General features: G+C 67.3%; 13 protein-coding genes. 8 read left to right on the forward strand and 5 right to left on the reverse strand.

Annotated elements, in window-relative coordinates:
- Positions 1 to 103 precede the first annotated feature (103 nt).
- Positions 104 to 931: a thiol:disulfide interchange protein DsbA/DsbL gene (locus tag N8888_RS15815; protein ID WP_128990475.1), complete on the forward strand. Its 828-nt coding sequence runs from the start codon at positions 104 to 106 to the stop codon at positions 929 to 931.
- Positions 932 to 984: 53 nt separating this feature from the next.
- Positions 985 to 1,722 (forward strand): endonuclease/exonuclease/phosphatase family protein, encoded by a 738-nt coding sequence (locus N8888_RS15820; RefSeq protein ID WP_180875876.1) that lies wholly within the window; start codon positions 985 to 987, stop codon positions 1,720 to 1,722.
- A gap of 59 nt (positions 1,723 to 1,781) precedes the next feature.
- On the opposite strand, the gene N8888_RS15825 is transcribed toward N8888_RS15820, so the two are convergent.
- The gene (locus tag N8888_RS15825; RefSeq protein WP_197572194.1) at positions 1,782 to 2,657 is read right to left on the reverse strand and encodes an EamA family transporter; all 876 of its coding nucleotides are present in this window, start codon (positions 2,655 to 2,657) and stop codon (positions 1,782 to 1,784) included.
- Between the two features lie 72 nt (positions 2,658 to 2,729).
- On the opposite strand from N8888_RS15825, the gene N8888_RS15830 reads away from it, so the two are divergent.
- The 3 genes from N8888_RS15830 (at position 2,730) to fhuE (ending at position 6,169) form a co-directional block, all read left to right on the forward strand.
- Positions 2,730 to 3,203: an Lrp/AsnC family transcriptional regulator gene (locus N8888_RS15830; protein WP_180875850.1), complete on the forward strand. Its 474-nt coding sequence runs from the start codon at positions 2,730 to 2,732 to the stop codon at positions 3,201 to 3,203.
- Positions 3,204 to 3,240: 37 nt separating this feature from the next.
- Positions 3,241 to 3,810: a M23 family metallopeptidase gene (locus N8888_RS15835; protein WP_263175738.1), complete on the forward strand. Its 570-nt coding sequence runs from the start codon at positions 3,241 to 3,243 to the stop codon at positions 3,808 to 3,810.
- 199 nt (positions 3,811 to 4,009) lie between these two features.
- On the forward strand, positions 4,010 to 6,169 hold the full coding sequence (gene fhuE, locus N8888_RS15840) for a ferric-rhodotorulic acid/ferric-coprogen receptor FhuE (protein WP_262219064.1): 2,160 nt from the start codon (positions 4,010 to 4,012) through the stop codon (positions 6,167 to 6,169).
- 85 nt (positions 6,170 to 6,254) lie between these two features.
- On the opposite strand, the gene N8888_RS15845 is transcribed toward fhuE, so the two are convergent.
- Complete coding sequence (locus N8888_RS15845) at positions 6,255 to 9,116, reverse strand: TonB-dependent receptor (RefSeq protein ID WP_065181748.1); 2,862 nt, start codon at positions 9,114 to 9,116, stop codon at positions 6,255 to 6,257.
- A 296-nt stretch (positions 9,117 to 9,412) separates the two neighbouring features.
- Entirely contained in the window at positions 9,413 to 9,820 is a 408-nt protein-coding gene (locus N8888_RS15850) for an ExbD/TolR family protein (RefSeq protein WP_111186180.1), read from the reverse strand.
- 163 nt (positions 9,821 to 9,983) lie between these two features.
- On the opposite strand from N8888_RS15850, the gene N8888_RS15855 reads away from it, so the two are divergent.
- A complete protein-coding gene (locus N8888_RS15855) occupies positions 9,984 to 11,957 on the forward strand; it encodes a transglycosylase SLT domain-containing protein (protein ID WP_263175740.1) in 1,974 nt (657 codons plus the stop codon).
- Positions 11,958 to 11,994: 37 nt separating this feature from the next.
- Positions 11,995 to 13,215 carry a multifunctional CCA addition/repair protein gene (locus tag N8888_RS15860; RefSeq protein ID WP_262219062.1) on the forward strand — a complete coding sequence of 407 codons (1,221 nt, stop codon included), beginning with the start codon at positions 11,995 to 11,997 and terminating at the stop codon, positions 13,213 to 13,215.
- 208 nt (positions 13,216 to 13,423) lie between these two features.
- On the opposite strand, the gene N8888_RS15865 is transcribed toward N8888_RS15860, so the two are convergent.
- Both N8888_RS15865 and N8888_RS15870 read right to left on the reverse strand, forming a co-directional pair.
- Positions 13,424 to 13,858: an SseB family protein gene (locus tag N8888_RS15865; protein ID WP_005411035.1), complete on the reverse strand. Its 435-nt coding sequence runs from the start codon at positions 13,856 to 13,858 to the stop codon at positions 13,424 to 13,426.
- A gap of 106 nt (positions 13,859 to 13,964) precedes the next feature.
- Entirely contained in the window at positions 13,965 to 15,008 is a 1,044-nt protein-coding gene (locus N8888_RS15870; RefSeq protein ID WP_263175757.1) for a S41 family peptidase, read from the reverse strand.
- Between the two features lie 448 nt (positions 15,009 to 15,456).
- On the opposite strand from N8888_RS15870, the gene N8888_RS15875 reads away from it, so the two are divergent.
- The gene (locus N8888_RS15875) at positions 15,457 to 15,894 is read left to right on the forward strand and encodes a hypothetical protein (RefSeq protein ID WP_065181752.1); all 438 of its coding nucleotides are present in this window, start codon (positions 15,457 to 15,459) and stop codon (positions 15,892 to 15,894) included.
- Positions 15,895 to 15,902: the final 8 nt, after the last annotated feature.

The raw sequence follows: 15,902 nt of genomic DNA on the forward strand, positions 1-15,902 counted from the left end.
AACGCCCACTCCCGACACGGCGCTGTCGCCGCCGCGTGTCATCATTTCCCCCTGGCCGGCGCCCGCCGCCGGCCCCACCATTCCAGATGCTGGAGACGCTTCCATGAAGATCCGCTACGCCCTCGCACTCGCAGCGCTGCTGCCGATCCTGGCGGCCTGCAAGGCCGACGACGGCACCGCCAACACCTCCGCCGCCCCGGCCGAGCCGACCACCACCCCAGCCAGCACCGAGCCCGCTGCGGCACCGGCCGCTGACAGCGCAGGCGCGGCCCCGGCAGCCGAAGGCGAGAAGGCCGCCGAAGCCGCTCCGGCGGCCGCTCCGGCCCCGACCACCACCGCACTGACCGGTCCGGCGCCGGTGGCCGGTGAGGACTACCAGGAAATTCCGAACGGCCAGCCCTTCCAGCCGGTTGCCGGCAAGGTCGAAGTGGTCGAGATCTTCGGCTACGTCTGCCCGGCCTGCGCCGCCTTCCAGCCGCTGGTCGGCCCGTGGAAAGCCGGTCTGCCGGGCGACGTGAACTTCGTCTACGTGCCCGCCATGTTCGGCGGCACCTGGGACGACTACGCCCGTGCCTTCTATGCCGCGCAGACGCTGGGCGTGCAGGAGAAGACCCACGAGGCGCTGTACGCCGCCATCCACTCGCAGAAGACCCTGAAGGGCGAACGCGGCCGTGATTCGGTCGAGGACATCGCCAAGTTCTACGCCGGCTACGGCGTCGATCCGAAGCAGTTCGCCGCCACCATGGGCAGCTTCGCGGTGAATGCCAAGACCAACTCGGCCAAGCAGTTCGCGCAGCGCAGCCAGATCAGCGGCACCCCGTCGATCATCGTCAACGGCAAGTACCTGGTGAAGGGCAAGAGCTTCCCGGACATGCTGCGCATCGCCGACCACCTGATCGCCCGCGAGCGCGGTGCGGCCCAGGCTCACTGATCCAAGAGAAGCTGTCCCCGGCCGTGAATTCCCCCTCTACACGGACCCTGCGTCTGCTGACGGCCAACATCCAGGCCGGCTCCAGTACCCGCCGCTACAGCGACTATGTGACCCGCAGCTGGTCACATGCGCTGCCGGCGGGTCGCAAGCGCAGCAGTCTTGATGCGATTGCCACACTGGCGCGTGGGCACGACATCGTTGGCCTGCAGGAAGCCGATCCAGGCAGCCTGCGTTCGGGCTTCACCAACCAGACCCACTACCTGGCCCAGCGTGCCGGCTTCAACTACTGGAGCCACCAGCCGAACCGGCGCATGGGCGGGGTGGCATCCAGTGCCAACGGCCTGCTGAGCAAACTGGAGCCGGTGGAGGTGCAGGACCACGCCCTGCCCGGCCGCATCGGCGGGCGTGGCGTGCTGCTGGCCAGGTTCGGTGATGGCAGGGACGGCCTGGCCGTGGCCGTGGCCCACCTCTCGCTGGGTGCCGGCTCGCGGATGGCACAGCTCGGTTTCATCGCCGAGCTGCTGTCCGACCACCCCAATGCCGTGCTGATGGGTGACTTCAACTGCCTGGCCGAACGGCCGGAAATGCAGGTGCTGTACCAGAAGACCCGGCTGCAGCCTCCAGGCTGCATCGTGCCGACATTCCCCAGCTGGCGCCCGGACCGCGCCATCGACCACATCCTGGTCAGCAGCAGCCTGCAGACCCGCGCGGTCGAAGCCGTACCGGCGGCCTTCTCGGACCATCTGGCGCTGGCCATGGCCATCGACGTACCGGCCAGCGCCCTGCGCTGATCGGTAGCGCCGGGCCATGCCCGGCGAACGGAACCCAATCCGCCGGGCATGGCCCGGCGCTACCCCGCCTGCAATGCCGGCGCCTTCGACCGCCGCGCCGTCATCGTGCTCCCCACCGAAGCCACCACGGTGCAGCCGATCGCCAGCCACTGCAGTCCATGCAGGTGTTCGTGCAGCAGCAGCATCGCCCACAGTGCGGCCACCGCCGGCTCCATGCTGATCAGGATGCCGAAGGTTTCCTTCGGCAGGCGCTTGAGCGCCACCATCTCCAGCGACATCGGAATCGCACTGGACACCAGTGCCACCAGCAGGCCCGCCAGCAGGATCTTCGGATCGAGCAGGGCCGCGCCGGCATGGATCACCCCGACCGGCACCACCACCAGCGACGCCGCCAGCAGGCCCAGCGACACCGAATGGCCGGCATGCAGGTGGCCGGCGCGCTTGCCGAACACGATGTACAGGCCCCAGCACGCCGCCGCACCCAGTGCATACAGCACGCCCACCGGGTCCAGTGCCGCCGCACCGCCCAGCGGCAACAGCAGGAGCAGGCCGACCACTGCGCATCCCACCCACAGGAAATCGATCGGGCGCCGTGACGACAGCATCGCCACGGTCAACGGCCCGGTGAACTCGATGGCCACCGCGATGCCGAACGGGATCGTGCGGATGGCCATGTAGAACAGCAGGTTCATCAGGCCCAGCGTGAGCCCGTAGCGCAGGATGGTGATCGCATCCGCGCGGCGGGTCTTCCAGCGCCAGGGTCGCCAGAACAGCAGCAGCAACAGTGCGGAGAAGCCCACGCGCAGCGCGCTGGTGCCCTGCGCGCCGATCAGCGGGAACAGGTGCTTTGCATAGGACGTGCCAACGGACAGCGCCGTTACCGAGCCGAGCACCGCCAGCGCCGGCAACATCGGCGCGAATCGTGAAGTCTGCATGCGTCCAGTCTATTGCGTCGACGGCGAGCACTTGGCTCAATTACCGGCCCGTCCATGCAACTTCTGCTCACCATGGCCACTGCCCCCGTGCTGGACAGCTTCGACCGCGCCATCCTCACCCTGCTGCAGCGGGATAACACGCTGCCACAGCGGGAGATCGCCGAAGCCGTGCACCTGTCCACGCCGGCCGTGCAGCGGCGGGTCAGGCGTCTGCAGGACAGCGGTGTGATCGCGGCCAATGTGGCCGTGGTGGCGGCGGCGCGGATCGGCCGACCGCTGACCCTCATCGTCGAGGTGCGCATGGTCAGCGAGCAGCGTGATCGCGTGGCGCCGTTCAAGCAGCGCGTGCAGGACGACCCGGCGGTGCAGCAGTGCTATGCCATCACCGGTGACGGCGATTTCCTGCTGGTGCTTTCGGCCACCTCGATGGAGGAATACGACGCCATCAGCGAGCGGCTGTTCGGTGGCGACGACAACATCGAACGATTCCGCACCGCGGTGGCACTGTCCACGCTGAAGCGCAGTTTCGAAGTCCCCCTGGAATGAACCGGCCTCGACACCCACCGCGCCATACTGGCGCGGCATGAATCCTTCGCCCCGCACACCCTCCACGTCTTCCGCCCGCCTGCTGCGCCGTTGGCTGCTGCGTGCGTTCCTGCTGGTCGTCACCGTCGTTGCCGCCCTGTCCGTCTGGAACAGCCGCTGGGCCGAAGCGCCGAAGATGCTGTGGTCATTGGCCCGGATGCCACCGGCCACCGAGCTGCCGGTACCGGTGGACGGCGTGCGGCCGGGCCAGATCGCCGATACCTTCGGCGCGCCGCGCGGGCGCGACCGCAGCCATGCCGGCATCGACATCTTCGCCGCGCGGGGTACCCCGGTCCGCAGCGCGACCCCGGGCGTGGTTGCCGAGGTGCGGGAAGGCGGCCTGGGCGGCCGTCAGGTCTGGGTGATCGGCCCCGGCCGCGAGCGCTACTACTACGCCCATCTGGAGAGCTGGGCCGCAGGCCTCGCGCGCGGCCAGGTCGTAGGCGCGGGCGATCTGCTCGGCCACGTCGGCGACAGCGGCAACGCCAAGGGCACCCCGCCGCACCTGCACTGGGGCATCTACGGCGCAGACGGCGCACGGGATCCTCTGCCACTGCTGCGCCGCTAAGCCGCCGGACGGCGATCTCCCGCAGCAGCCTGACGATCCAGCGCTGCGCGCCCCTGTTCATGATTTGTAAATAGGAATAGTTCGTATTAACATTCCTTTCGATTGCAGCGTCGCCAGGAAGGCGCGCCCGCCTTTCCCCTACCCTTAGCGCCTCGCCTCCTGGATGTCGGCCGAACGCGCATGCTCGCCCAGGAATCCCATGAACCGTCCTGCATTCCGTATCCCGCAGCCTCAGCGGCTGTCCGTTGCCGTGCTCGCCGCACTCTGCGCCATCGCCCCGACCGCCTTCGCAGAAACTGCCACCGATGCGACCACCCTCGACAAGGTGGTGGTCAAGGGCGAGCGCGCGGAGGGCTACTCGGTGCGCCGCACCTCGGCCGGTACCCGCTTCGACCTGACGCCGCGCGAGATTCCGCAGTCGGTCAGCATCATCAGCCATCAGCGCATCGAAGATCAGAACCTGGACGACATCATCGACGTGCTGGCCAACACTACCGGTGTGACCAGCACGCAATCGGACAGCGAGCGCACCGAGTTCTATGCGCGCGGCTTCTACATCGACAGTTACCAGTTCGATGGCCTGCCCACGCAGATGGTGCAGAACTGGAGCTACGGCGATTCCGGCCTGGACCTCGCCCTGTATGACCGCGTGGAGGTGGTGCGCGGCGCCACCGGCCTGCTCAGTGGCGCAGGCAACCCGTCCGCCTCGGTGAACCTGATCCGCAAGCATGCCGACAGCGCCGAGCTGGCCGGCAGCGTATCGGTGAACGTCGGCAGCTGGGGCCGTACCCGTACCACCGTGGACGTGGGCAGCGCGCTGAACACCAGCGGCACCGTGCGTGGCCGGGTGATCGGCAGCTACCTCGACACCGACGCGCAGATGGACCGCTATAACCAGCACAAGACGCTGGGCTACGCGGTGATCGACGCCGACCTGACTCCGGACACGCAGTTGAGCGTGGGCTATGACTACCAGCAGAAGCGCGCCAATGGTGCGACCTGGGGCGGCTTCCCGATGCTGTTCTCCGACGGCTCGGCCACCGGCTACGACGAATCGTTCAACGCCAGTCCGAACTGGACCTACTGGGACACCACCAGCAAGCGTGCGTTCGCCACCCTGCAGCACGCCTTCAGCAATGGCTGGAAGTTCAAGGTCGGTGCGACCCACGATGAGACCAAGGCCGACGACAAGCTGTTCTACCCGGCCTACAACGACTGGACCAGTGGTGCCTCGTTCTTCGACAGGACCACCGGCACCGGCATTTCGCCGTCGGCCGGCTTCTACAACACCGAGCGCAAGGTCAACGCGGTCGATGGCTATATCGACGGCCCGTTCCGGCTGTTCGGCCGCGAGCACCAGTTCATGGCCGGCCTGAGCTACAACAAGCGCGAGTACGCCAACTACGGCGACTACCAGATTGGCGGCCCCGGCCAGAGCTGGGACCCGTTCACCAGCTACCTTGGCTGGACCGGCGACATCTCCGAGCCGAACTGGAACCCGCTGGCGCTGGCCAGCGAAGGCACGATCACCCAGAAGGCCGGCTACATGGCCACGCGCCTGTCGCTGGCCGACCCGCTGAAGCTCATCGTCGGCGCACGCTACACCGACTGGAAGAGTGAAGGCGAAGGTGCGGACCGCTCGCACAAGGTCACCACGCCCTATGCCGGCCTGGTATTGGACATCAACGATACCTTCTCCACCTACGCCGCCTATACCGAGATCTTCCAGCCGCAGACACTGAAGGACCGCAACGGCAGCTACCTCGATCCGGTCGATGGCAAGAGCTACGAAGTGGGCGTCAAGGGCGCCTGGTTCGACAACCGCCTCAATGCTTCGCTGGCAGTGTTCCGCATCGAGCAGGACAACGTCGGCCAGGCCACCGGTGAGCCGGTGCAGGGCAGCCAGAACGAATTCGCCTACCGCGCCGCGCGCGGCACGGTCAGCCGCGGCTTCGAATTCGAACTGAACGGCGAGCTGGCCCCGGGCTGGAACGCGACCTTCGGTGCCTCGCGTTACGTGGCCAAGGATGCCAACGATGCCGACATCAACACCAACCTGCCGCAGACCGCGCTGAAGCTGTTCACCAGCTACACGCCGCAGTCGCTGCAGGCACTGACGGTCGGCGGTGGGGCAAACTGGCAGAACCGCATCTACTATGCGGTGCCGGCCTACGGCCGCATCGAGCAGAACGGCTATGCCCTGGTCAGCGCCTTCGTGCGCTACCGCATCTCGCCGGAGTTCAGCGTGCAGGCCAACCTCAACAACCTGCTGGACAAGCAGTACCTCTCGCAGATCAACGGCTACGGTGCGTACGGCGATGGCCGCAACGGCTCGCTGACGTTCACCTGGTCGTTCTGATCAACTGCAGGGAATCAGCCGGGCATGGGCTCGGCTCTACACCCGCAGGGCAGCGCCGGAGTGTCCGGCGCTGCCCCTCATCACATCAGAACCGCAGGTCCGCGCGCATGTACCAGTAGCGGCCACGCGGAATGTCATAGGTCGACGCGTCATAGCCGTTCAGCGAGCACGACAGGCAGATCGGGGGATCCTTGTCGAACACGTTGTTCAGGCCAGCGGTCAGCTGCAGTCCCTTCATCCAGTCGATCCTGTAACCCACCTGCAGATCATGGAAGGTGGTCGCCGAGAGCGTGTTGGTGCCCGCCACCTGGTTGCTGCACACCGGGAACGCCACGGCGTCGCCACAGTCTTCGGTCAACTCGGAGATGTGCCGCACCGTCCAGTTCGCGCTCCAGTTGTCCAGTGTCCAGCCGATGCTGGCGTTGCTGGTCCATTCCGGAATCGAGCTGTCGGCCACTTCCACGCCCGGCTTCTGTGGCTGCCGCTGGCCGGCCGCACCGGTGGCCTCGTAACGACCGACGAAGGTGTTCTTCCAGCCCAGCTTGAACTGGCCGATCGAGGTCTGCGGCAGGGTCCAGAACAGGTCCACGTCCCAGCCATCGGTCTTGATCGAACCCAGGTTGGTCAGTCGGTTGTTGAAGCTGCTGACCGCGCCGGTGCTGGCACGGGTGATGCCATCGCAGTACACCGGATCCAGCGTATCCACGCACAGGTCCAGCTGGGTCTGCGCGTTGATCGCCTGGATCGCGCCATCGATGTTGTGGCGGTAGAACGTCACTTCCACGTCGAAGCGCTCCGACCAGGAGGTGTTGTTGCCGAACCACGGGCTCCAGACGAATCCGGCACTGAAGCTGCGTGAACGCTCCGGTTCCAGCTCGCGGTTGCCGCCGGTGGTCACCGAGATCTGCGAGTTGGCCTGCTGGAAGCCGGCCGGCACGCCCAGCGCGGCACAGTTGGCGGCGCTGCCACGCGGCGGCGTGCCGCCCAGGCCGATCGAGCACGGATCGAACAGCTGCAGGTCCGCGCGCGCGGCCGAGCCGTACAGTTCGCCGATCGACGGCGCGCGGAAGCCTTCGGCATAGGTGGTGCGCAGCACGAAGTCATCGGTCACCTGCCAGCGCAGGCCGTACTTGGGCGTGAACTCACCACCGAAGGTGGAGTAATCCGAGTAGCGGCCTGCCAGACTCAGGTCGAGCTTCTTGCCCAGTGCCGAATCGGCGAAGATCGGCACGCTCAGTTCCAGGTAGGCTTCATTGACGTCGTACGAGCCGGAGGTCGGCTGCGACGGCACGCCGTTGTAGTGACCGATCACCGTCAACGGGTCGGGCTGGTACCAGCCTTCGTACTTGCGGTACTCGTAACCGGTGGCGAAGGACAGCGGGCCGGCCGGCAGGTTGAACAGATCGCTGGACAGATTGGCGGTGAACAGACTCAGCTCGTTCTGGCTGCGGTCGCGTACCACCGGCTGGATCCAGCGCAGCATGTCCGGGGTGATGGAACCGGCACCGCCGAAGATGTTCAGCGGCACGCAGCCCGGCGTCGCCGCACATGCGGCAGGATCGCCCAGCGCCAGGTTGACGTTGTAGATGTTGTAGCTGCCGTAGTTGGTCTGTTCGGCCTTGTTCTTGCTGTACATGCCGTTGACGTCCCAGAACCAGCTGCGGTCGGCCGCCTGGAAGTTGCCGACCAGGCCGGTGGCGAAGTACGTGGTGTTGACCTCCTGCTCGAACACGCGCGCGCCACCTTCCACCGGGCGGCGGCCGACCAGGCTCATGTTGCCGGACGACACCAGGTCGAAGCCGAACGGGTTGTAGGGATTGAGCGCCGAGATGGTGATGTTGTCGGCCAGCGGATTGCCGGTGGCGCCATCGGGGCCGAAGAACAGCGGCTCGGGGCCAGCCTGGTTGGTCGACTCGCGACGGTTGCCCAGTGCCTTGACGTACCACTGCACGTTGTCGGTGATGTCAAAGCGGAACTGACCGAAGAGGCCCTTCCGCTCCGACGGCGTCAGCACCATGTTGTACTCGGCGAAGTTGAAACGGTCAGCGCTGGTGAAGCAGTGGTAGTCGTCAGTGCGGTTGCAGCCGGCACTGCCGTCATAGCGTGGATTGCTCACGCCGGTGTTGGGCACGATGTTCTGCTGCGCGCCCGTGTTGGGGTCGACAAAGGCGAAGCGGCCCTGCGGAATGGCACCGCTGCCGAAGGCCAGGCCGGTACCGGGAATCGGGAAGCGCGACTGTTCACGGTCCTTCGCATACACCGGATCCTGCTTGGTCCAGCTGGCGCCGAGGAACAGACTGAAGCGATCACCGCTCTTGCCCCAGGCCAGGTCCACGCCCTTCTGCGTGCCGTCGCCCTTGCTGTATTCGCCGTAGTTCAGGGTCACCTGGCCGCCATCGAAATCACGGCGGGTGATGATGTTGACCACGCCGGCGATGGCATCGGAGCCGTACAGCGACGACGCGCCGTCTTCCAGCACTTCGATGCGCTCGACGATGGCCAGCGGAATGGTATTGAGATCGGTCGCGGCGCCGACACCCGACGCCGATGACTCATTGACCCAGCGGATGCCATCGACCAGCACCAGCACGCGCTTGGCCCCCAGGTGGCGCAGATCGACCTGCGCCGAACCCGCACCGACGCCGCTGCCATCCGGGGGGAAGCCGAAGTTGCCGGACGAATTGAACTTGGCATTGAGCGCCGAACCGGAGCCGGTGAGCTGCTGCAGCACTTCGCCGATCGAACTCAGGCCGGTGCGCTCGATGTCGCCGCGCGTCAGGGTCTGGATCGGAACCTGGCCCTCCACTTCAGCGCGCTTGATGCGGGTACCGGTGACCTCGACCGCGTCCAGGTTGGTGGTGGACTGTGCGGCGGCGCCCAGCGGTGCCAGGGCAGTCACGCACAGGGCGACGGCAACCGCCAGGGGGCGGTGGTGCAGGTGATTCATTCGCTCTCTCTCCAAAGGAATGTCGGGACATTGGCTGCCGTACGCCCCTCCTGCATGGCGGCAGCGTCTCCTTTGTAAACAAGTAGTCAAAATCACGGCGTGATGACCGACACCCTTTCACGCGGGCTTGACGCGATTGACGGGCAATCGCATCAGATAGCGACAGATTCTGTGCCGTGTCCCAGCCTTGGCGCGCTGACCACGCGCCTGTTGCGACAGCAGGTGCCGGCATCCGCGGAATGCTCCAAAGCACTCTTGGTGGAGGGGCTGTGCATCGACAGCCCCTCGTCCGCTGCTCAGCGCACGAACGCAACGCGCTCCATGCCGGTGGCCTCGGCCGCCGCCAGGATGCGTGCCATCCCTTCGTACTCGGCCGCCGGATCGGTCGCGATGCGCAGCTCCGGCAGGTTGCCGGCATGCTCACCCGCCTGCGCCTGCAGGCGCGACTGCAGATCGGCAATGGCCAGAGGCTGGCCGTTCCAGCTGAGCTGGTTGGCTGCATCCAGACGCAGTTCGATCGGTGGCGGCGGGTCCGGCCGGGCGACCACGCGATCGGTCGCCTGCGGCAACTGCACTGCGATCGGCCGGGCCACGATCGGTGCGGTCACGATGAAGATGATCAACAGCACCAGCATCACATCCACCAATGGCGTGACATTGATCTCCGCCAGCGGGCCATTCCTTCCTGCGCTACTGAACGCCATGTGCCGCTCCCTGCAGCCGGGCGGTTCGCCCGGCTCTGACGTTACGCCGGCATCCCGCCGTTGCGGCAGAGGCTGCATGCACCTGCATTCAGCCGCCGTTGCCTTCGCCTGGCGTGCACGCGATGCGAAACTGAATTCAGCCAGTGCCCGCTATGCTGGCGCCATGACCCGACGCTCTTCGACCGCCCTGTCCCTGCTCCCGCTGGCCTCCCTGCTGCTGATCGGCTGCGCCGGTGCCCAGTCCCTCGATGCCCAGAACGCGCAGCTCAAAGCCGCCATCGCCGCTGCCGAACGCGGCCAGTTCGATCCCGGCCAGGCTGCCGCGCTCAGCCGCCATCCGGCCTATGGCTGGCTGGAGTACGCCAATCTGCGGCGCAACATCGACACGGTCGACACTGCCCAGGCGCAGGCCTTCCTCAAGCGTTACGAGGGCCAGGCCGTGGCCACCACCTTCCGCAGCGTGTGGCTGCCTTCGGTGGCACGCCGGCAGGACTGGCCCACCCTGCTCGCCAACTGGGTGCCTACCGACAATCTCGGCCTGCGCTGTGCGCAGTTGACCGCCCGACAGGTGACCGGCGGCGTCGATCCGCAATGGATCAGCGACGCCCAGGAGCTGTGGCGCCGGAACGGCAAGTCACTGCCCGACGGCTGCGATGCGGTGTTCGCCGTGCTGCAGGCCCAGGGGGGCCTGAGCGACGCACTGCGCTGGGAGCGCATCGACGCGGCCGCCGACGCGCAGCAGCCGGCGGTGATGCGCAGTGCCGCGCGCGGACTGCCGGCTGCCGACTTGGCGCTGGCCAACACCTATGCTGCGTTCGTCGACAAGCCCAACGCCAGCGCACTGAACTGGCCGCGCAATGATCGCAGCCGGCGCATCGCCACCGATGGCCTGGTCAAGCTGGCCAAGGCCGATCCGGATGCCACCGAGCAGCAGCTGCCGCAGTACGCGCAGGCCCTGGGCCTGAGTGCCGAGCAGCAGGCCCAGGTGCGCTACCAGATCGCGTTGTGGACGGTCGCCTCCTACCTGCCTGATTCCGCGCGGCGCCTCAATGCAGTCCCCGACGCCGCCTACGACGAGCGCCTGCATGAATGGCGCGTGCGCGAAGCGATGTCGCGTGGCGACTGGCCGGCGACCCTGGCAGCAATCCGCAAGATGGCGCCGAAACAGCGCAATGATCCACGCTGGCGCTATTACGAAGGACGCATGCTGGAGAAGACCGGGCAGGCACAGCAGGCACAGTCGCTGTTCCGGGAGGCCGCGCGCACGCCCACCTTCCACGGCTTCCTCGCGGCCGACAAGCTGCAGCAGGGCTACACGCTGTGCCCGTGGAAACCCAACGACAGCGAACAGGCCAAGGCCGCAGTGGCTCGCGATCCTGCCATCCAGCGCGCAGTGGCGTTGTTCCAGATCGATCGCGCCGGCTGGGCGGTGGCCGAATGGAACAGCGCGCTGTCGCGCTTCGATGACACCCAGCGCCGACTGGCCGTGCGGGTGGCCCAGGACAACGGCTGGTTCGACCGCGCGGTGTTCTCCCTCGGCAAGCAGCCGCAGGAACAGCGCCTGTACGATCTGCGCTTCCCCCTGCACCATGACGCCACGATCCGCCGCGAATCGGCGCGCAATGCCATCGATCCGGCCTGGGTCGCTGCGGAAATCCGCGCCGAAAGCATCTTCACTCCGCGCGCGCGCTCGCCTGCCAATGCGATGGGCCTGATGCAGGTGCTGCCGGCCACCGGTGCCGCCGTGGCAAAGTCCATCGGCCTGACCGGCTACGGCGGTGCCGACAGCCTCTACGACCCCGACACCAACATCGCCATCGGCACCGCCTACCTGCGCCAGCTGATGAACAAGTACGACGGCCTGCCCTATGTGACCATCGCCGCCTACAACGCGGGTCCGACGCCGACGGCACGCTGGCAGAGCCAGCGCCCCGGTTTCGATCCCGACCTGTGGATCGAGACGATCAGCTACAAGGAAACGCGCGAGTACGTCGCGCGCGTGCTGGCCTTCAGCGTGATCTACGACTGGCGCCTCAACGGTGACGCCCTGCCGCTGAGCGACCGCCTGATGGGACGCCTGGTCGACAAGCGCAAGCGCTTCAGCTGTCCGGCGGACGCGGGCCAGGGCGGCGACTGATTCGGCTCTGCACGCCGGGCATGCCATCATCCCCGCCATGAAGATCTATCTTGTCGGCGGCGCCGTGCGCGACCGCCTGCTGCAGCGTCCCGCCGGCGACCGCGACTGGGTGGTGGTCGGGGCCACGCCTGCGCAGATGGAAGCGCAGGGCTTCAGCGCCGTGGGGCGGGACTTCCCGGTGTTCCTGCATCCGCAGACCGGTGAGGAATACGCCCTGGCCCGCACCGAGCGCAAATCCGGCCGCGGTTATCGCGGTTTCGTGGTCGATGCCGATCCGGCGGTAACGCTGGAAGAGGACCTGCAGCGCCGCGACTTCACCATCAATGCCATTGCCTGCGACGAAGACAGCGGTGCGCTGGTCGATCCTTACGGCGGCGTGCGTGACATCGAGCAGCGCGTGCTGCGCCACGTCGGTCCTGCCTTCGTTGAAGATCCATTGCGCGTGCTGCGCGCGGCCCGCTTCATGGCCCGCTTTGCCCCGCTGGGGTTCACCGTTGCCCCCGAAACCATGGCGCTGATGCGCGAGGTCGCTGCCAGCGGTGAGCTCGACGCGCTGGTACCAGAGCGCGTCTGGCAGGAACTACGAAGGGCGCTGGCAAGCGAACGGCCTTCGGCGTTCCTGCGCACCCTGCACGAGGCGCACGCACTGGGCCCGGTCCTGCCCGAGCTGGAAGCGCTGTATGGCGTTCCGCAGCGTGCCGAGTTCCATCCGGAAATCGACACCGGCCTGCACCAGGAGATGGTCAGTGACATGGCAGCGGTACTGGCCCCGGGCGATGACCTGGTCGGCTTCGCCGCGCTCACCCACGATCTCGGCAAGGGCCTCACCCCGCCGGAGGAATGGCCGCGCCACATCATGCACGAGCAGCGCGGCATCACGCCGCTGAAGGCGCTGTGCGCCCGCTTGAAGGTCCCGGCCGAACACCAGCAGCTGGCGGAAGCGGTCTGCCGTGAGCACTTGAACGTGCACCGCATCGACGAGCTCCGCGATGCCACCGTGCTGGAACTGCTCGGTCGCTGCGACGCGCTGCGCCGGCCCGAGCGCATCGCGCGCATCGCACTGTGCTGCGAGGCCGACAAGCGCGGACGACTGGGATTCGAGGACAGTGACTACCCGCAGGGCGAAACGCTCAAGCGCCTGCATCAGGCGGCGCTATCGGTACAGGCACGGGATCTGGATACGACGCACTTGAAAGGCCCGGCGATTGGTGAAGCACTGGCCAGGGCGCGGGTGAAGGCGATTGCGGCGGCACGCTGACGCTGGAGTGGGGGCTGAGGTGCCTTGAAGCTGGTCCATGCCAGGCGTTTGGCTGGAAGACCCCACGCCGAGACTCACGCACTGCAATGCCGACTCTCTGTCGATGAAAACCTCAAAGTGATCGTCGAATCACTTCTCAGCGGCAATCCCGGTCCTTATGCGACACCACATGTGAGCGCATCCGGATCCACCACCGGCACCGGTGTGGTCAGTGCGCCATGCCCCGCGTGATCGCAGCAGCGCGCTGCTTCAACTGCGCCACGGCATCGGGAATCATCTCCATGCCCACGTCCAGGCCGGGGTTCAGCACCAGGCCGACACCGTCGCCGATTCCGGCCAGCAGCGCATGCACCGCGATCGGCATGGCATGCGCGAACTGCGGCAGCTGTTCGTGCCACAGGCCGGCACGCTCGGGGGCGGTGAACACCGCGAACATCGGCTCGCCACTCTCGCTGGTCAGCACCAGGGGCGAGATGCTCTCATCCCATGCGCCGTCTTCGCCGATGGCCTTGTCCAGCAGCACGAACGCCGTCGAGGTCAGCAGCCCATCGAGGAACTGCGACGCGGTCAGCGTGCCATCCTGGGCCTGCAGCAGGCGCACCTCGAGGTCGTTGAGGGGTTCGAACGGGGTGTCGTGGTCCATGGTCGCTTCCGCTACGTGATTGCAGGAGAGACTTTAACAGGCCGAGCCCTCGAGCGATGAACCGGTGTCAGCGGACCCTTCCGCGGCTCGCTTTCCTGCGTGCAGATCAACGCCCCGAGCAGGCGGGCTGGGCCAGCAGCCAGTCCTGCGCGGCCTGCAGACCGGACGCTCCGGGGGCGGTGGGCTGATCCGGCTGCAGCTGGCGACCGTCACCCTGCCCCTGGCGGTCGGTCATGACATTCACGGTCAGCAGCAGCATGCTGCCATCCACCAGGGGCACGGGTTGATTGCCGGTGGAATAGCCTGCACTGGGCTGCCCGAAACTGCGGCTGCCGGGCTGGCCGCGGAAGGCCAGCGCCACGGCCTCGCCCGAACTGGCAGTACGGGGGCCGAACACCACCGCGACCGGTGCGGGACCGCCGCGCAGCGCATAGGCCGCCTGGCGCGAGCGAAGCCGCGAATTCGCGCCATCCAGGACCTCTCCGTCGCGCTGTCGCCACGGCCGTTGCCCTTCGGCGCTGCGGAAGCCGCCGATCACGGCCCCTTCCTTATCCGGGGTGCCCTGCAACAACGGCAGCAGTCCCAGCAGCATGGGCCACATGTTGCCGCCGCCATTGCCGGACAGATCCACCACCCAGCCGCACCGCGTGCCGTCATCCAAGGCCACGATGCGGTGCTGCAGCGCCAGCGCGTAGGTTCTGCGAGCGTCATACCGTGCCTGCTCGCCCGCCTGAGGATCGTCCAGGAACGGGCTCACCTGCAGTACACCGACGCGCGCATCGGCCTGCCACGGCATTGGCGATGCCGCATCCTGGCCGGCCTTCAAGCGTTGCGCACGCCCGGAACGATGGCGTTGCAGGCTGGGCGGAATCCAGCGGCCATGGCCGCCCGTGCTGCGGGTAGCGGCGTCATCCAGCAACTGGCGCCGGCCAGCATCATCGGTTGCGGCGGCCAGCGTCGCGCGTACACCGGCCCAATCGACACGGTCGCGATACAGCGCGCGCGCCTCCAGCAGCTGCAGCATCTGCACCTGCGCCTCCGGTGAGGGCAGTTCAACCGCGGATGCCGAGGCCGTTGCGGCCATCGTCTGCGCAGCCCACAGCACGACCACCGTCGCACCCGCCCGGCGCACTCCGTTGCAGATCTGCATACGACGTTCCTTGCCGTTGAGTCAGGCGTCCAGCATAGCGGGTTGATGATCGGCACGGCCATCGCGCAGGTTGTCGCATCTGAGCTGGCTGGCAGCGCAGGCATTGCGCGATGCCGACACGGCGCTCCGGTCACGCGACAGATGGGCGATACGGACACACACATTGCAACTTTGCCCATGTCATCGCGCTGTCGAAGGCGTGACCCTGATGCTGTCGGCGCTCCCTGCGCTGACCGGGATTGGCGTCCCGAATGAAGCTTTTCAGCGGCGGGCTTGCGACAACATCGCGGGCCCGAATAGTGCACCCTCCGTCGTTCTGCGGCGGGCGGTGCGTGGGGATCTCCGGATCCGCCGGCTTTTTCTCCGTTGAAAAGCTTCACCGGCACGCCAACCCGCACCGCCCGCCACCCTGCGCCCCGCAGGTGGCCTTGCCTGTGAGGTTGCTGCCATGACCCTGCCCCATCCCACCCATCCCCGCCTGCACGCGCTGCTGGGTGATGCCCTGCCTGGGCTGCGGCTGCCCGCCGCTGCCGCCGACATCCTGGAAGATGCGCTGGCCGCAGCCCACGAGAACGTGCCGCAGCCTGCATTCTTCGCCCGGTTACGCAGCATCGCGCGCGGCGACGGTGCCAACGGCCAACCTTGGCCCGAAACGCGGATCACGGAAGCGAGGGCGCGTGATCTGGCCGGCGCTACGCGCTGCCTGGCCGCAGTGTCTTCCTGCGCAGGACTGCTGCTGGCCGCGCAGGCGGCGCGGGAGATGGACGATGCCCGAGCGCACTGCCCGCCGCAGGTGGAAGAAGGGCTGCTGCACGCGGTACAGGTGCTGGCCGATCACGCGGGGGCGCTGGTGGAGCCCGCAGCGGCAGTCCCCGGCCAGCAATGAGCCGAGCT

It is taken from the genome of Stenotrophomonas maltophilia (genome assembly GCF_025642255.1).
Taxonomy (GTDB): domain Bacteria; phylum Pseudomonadota; class Gammaproteobacteria; order Xanthomonadales; family Xanthomonadaceae; genus Stenotrophomonas; species Stenotrophomonas maltophilia_P.

Coding starts and splice junctions, on each gene's coding strand:
- N8888_RS15850 (WP_111186180.1), bottom strand. CDS start 9,820: ATGGCGTTCAGTAGCGCAGGAAGGAATGGCCCGCTGGCGGAGATCAAT.
- N8888_RS15855 (WP_263175740.1), top strand. CDS start 9,984: ATGACCCGACGCTCTTCGACCGCCCTGTCCCTGCTCCCGCTGGCCTCC.
- N8888_RS15870 (WP_263175757.1), bottom strand. CDS start 15,008: ATGCAGATCTGCAACGGAGTGCGCCGGGCGGGTGCGACGGTGGTCGTG.
- N8888_RS15865 (WP_005411035.1), bottom strand. CDS start 13,858: ATGGACCACGACACCCCGTTCGAACCCCTCAACGACCTCGAGGTGCGC.
- N8888_RS15830 (WP_180875850.1), top strand. CDS start 2,730: ATGGCCACTGCCCCCGTGCTGGACAGCTTCGACCGCGCCATCCTCACC.
- N8888_RS15845 (WP_065181748.1), bottom strand. CDS start 9,116: ATGAATCACCTGCACCACCGCCCCCTGGCGGTTGCCGTCGCCCTGTGC.
- fhuE (WP_262219064.1), top strand. CDS start 4,010: ATGAACCGTCCTGCATTCCGTATCCCGCAGCCTCAGCGGCTGTCCGTT.
- N8888_RS15875 (WP_065181752.1), top strand. CDS start 15,457: ATGACCCTGCCCCATCCCACCCATCCCCGCCTGCACGCGCTGCTGGGT.
- N8888_RS15825 (WP_197572194.1), bottom strand. CDS start 2,657: ATGCAGACTTCACGATTCGCGCCGATGTTGCCGGCGCTGGCGGTGCTC.
- N8888_RS15835 (WP_263175738.1), top strand. CDS start 3,241: ATGAATCCTTCGCCCCGCACACCCTCCACGTCTTCCGCCCGCCTGCTG.
- N8888_RS15815 (WP_128990475.1), top strand. CDS start 104: ATGAAGATCCGCTACGCCCTCGCACTCGCAGCGCTGCTGCCGATCCTG.
- N8888_RS15860 (WP_262219062.1), top strand. CDS start 11,995: ATGAAGATCTATCTTGTCGGCGGCGCCGTGCGCGACCGCCTGCTGCAG.